The sequence below is a fragment of the Azospirillum sp. Sh1 genome, assembly GCF_008365135.1.
In the GTDB taxonomy this organism is placed as follows: Bacteria; Pseudomonadota; Alphaproteobacteria; order Azospirillales; family Azospirillaceae; genus Azospirillum; species Azospirillum oryzae.
The window spans coordinates 1-1,674 of record NZ_VTTK01000089.1; the positions used below are offsets into that span (position 1 = coordinate 1).

General features: G+C 67.3%; 1 protein-coding gene and 1 pseudogene. One reads left to right on the forward strand and one right to left on the reverse strand.

Going from position 1 to position 1,674, the window contains the following annotated elements; all coding sequences use genetic code 11:
* Positions 1-130 precede the first annotated feature (130 nt).
* Positions 131-1,068: pseudogene (locus FZ029_RS32715) on the forward strand (IS1595 family transposase); the annotation flags it as partial.
* A gap of 48 nt (positions 1,069-1,116) precedes the next feature.
* Here the strand turns inward: FZ029_RS32715 and FZ029_RS32720 are convergent.
* Complete coding sequence (locus FZ029_RS32720; protein ID WP_149274373.1) at positions 1,117-1,578, reverse strand: hypothetical protein; 462 nt, start codon at positions 1,576-1,578, stop codon at positions 1,117-1,119.
* Positions 1,579-1,674: the final 96 nt, after the last annotated feature.

The window sequence follows — 1,674 nt, forward strand, 5'->3', positions numbered from 1 at the left end:
CGGACTTATGTAGCATCCGCCACTATGGCCGGCGGGTGAGCTGGCCTGGTGAGCACAAATCATGAACTTGATGATTCACAGCGGAGTCGTGGCCGGGTAGACTCGGGCAATCACCGTGTCGGAGATCGCCATGCCCCGTCGCACCAAAAGCCAGCACTTCCTTCTCAGCGCCGCGGCGCGCACGCTGTCGCTGGCGACCGTGCTGCGTCTGTCGGACACGGAAGCCGAGACGGTGTTCGCGGCGATCCGCTGGCCGGAGACGAACGGGCGTCCCGTGTGCCCGGCCTGCGCTTGTGATGCGGTGTACGACTGCCGCCGGCCGAGCGGTGCGCCTCGTTGGCGCTGCAAGCGGTGCCGCAAAGACTTCTCCCTCACCTCGGGCACGCTGTTCGCCTTCCACAAGCTGGCGCTCCGGATGTACCTCGCCGCCGTGGTGATCTTTGTCAACGAGGTGAAGGGCAAGGGCGCGCTGCCGCTGTCGCGCGACCTGGGCGTCCAGTACAAGACGGCGTTCGTGCTGGCCCACAAGATCCGCGAAGCGATGGCGGCCGAAAGCCGCGGCGTCGTAATCGGCGGCGCGGGCAAGGCGGCGGAGATCGATGGGGCCTACTTCGGCGGCCACATCCGCCCGGAGAACCGCAAGGCGGAGCGCAAGGACCGCCGGCTTGCCATCAACCAGACCGGCAAGCGGCGATGTGTCGTCACCATCCGCGAGCGCGACGGCCGCACCCTGACCGGCGTCTTCCCGTCCGAAGACGCCGCCGGCAACTTCATCCGCTCGCGCGTTGCCAAGGGCACCGAAGTGCATGCGGACGAGTCCAGCGCCTGGAATGACCTGCACGCCCGCTACCCGATGCACCGCATCAACCATCAGGACGCCTACAGCCAGGACGGCGCCTGTACCAACGGGGCCGAATCCTTCTTCTCGCGCATCCGCCGCGGGGAGATCGGGCACCATCATCACATCTCGGGCCTTTACCTGCACCGCTACGCCCAGGAAGCCGCTTTCCGAGAGGATCATCGCCGGACCAGCAACGGCGAGCAGTTCCGCATCGTGGTCGGGCTGGTGACGAAGACCGGCCCGTCGGTCGACTTCTGCGGCTACTGGCAGCGCGCTCACGCGGCGTGATCGGCGGGTTCGGACGGAAGGCGCCAGCGGACGCCCAGGCCATTGCCGATCTTCTCCACCGTGCCCTTGCCTTTCTGGGCGGTCAGGGTGTTGAGCACGCGCTGGATGAAGTCGGAGCGCGTCTTGCGGTCTTCCGGATCGAGCCCTTTGTCGCGCATGGCGGCGACGGCGATCTCCTCGGCGGCAACGACACGTCCTTCTGCCATGCGCAGCGCCTCCAGGCAGCGGCGCGCCAGCTCACCGGTGGCGAAGTAGTGGGAGCGCGCCGCCGGCGGCTTCTTCGGCACGATGCTTTCCGGCTCCAGCTCCGGGGCGAACAGGCGCAAGGTGGCGTCCAGGTGCACCAGGTCGGCCCGGTGCTGAGCCATCCGATTCTCAAGCTCAAGGATTGCCCCGGAGATCTCCGCCCGCTTCTCCCGCAGGGCGCTGACGACGTGCGGCTCCCCCATACTCCATCCCCCTCCCGTTCGGTTTCAGCGCAACAGGGTAGCGGGTAGGGCCGAGATGCGGCAGGATCAGGCGGTGGCAGGTGCTACATAATACCG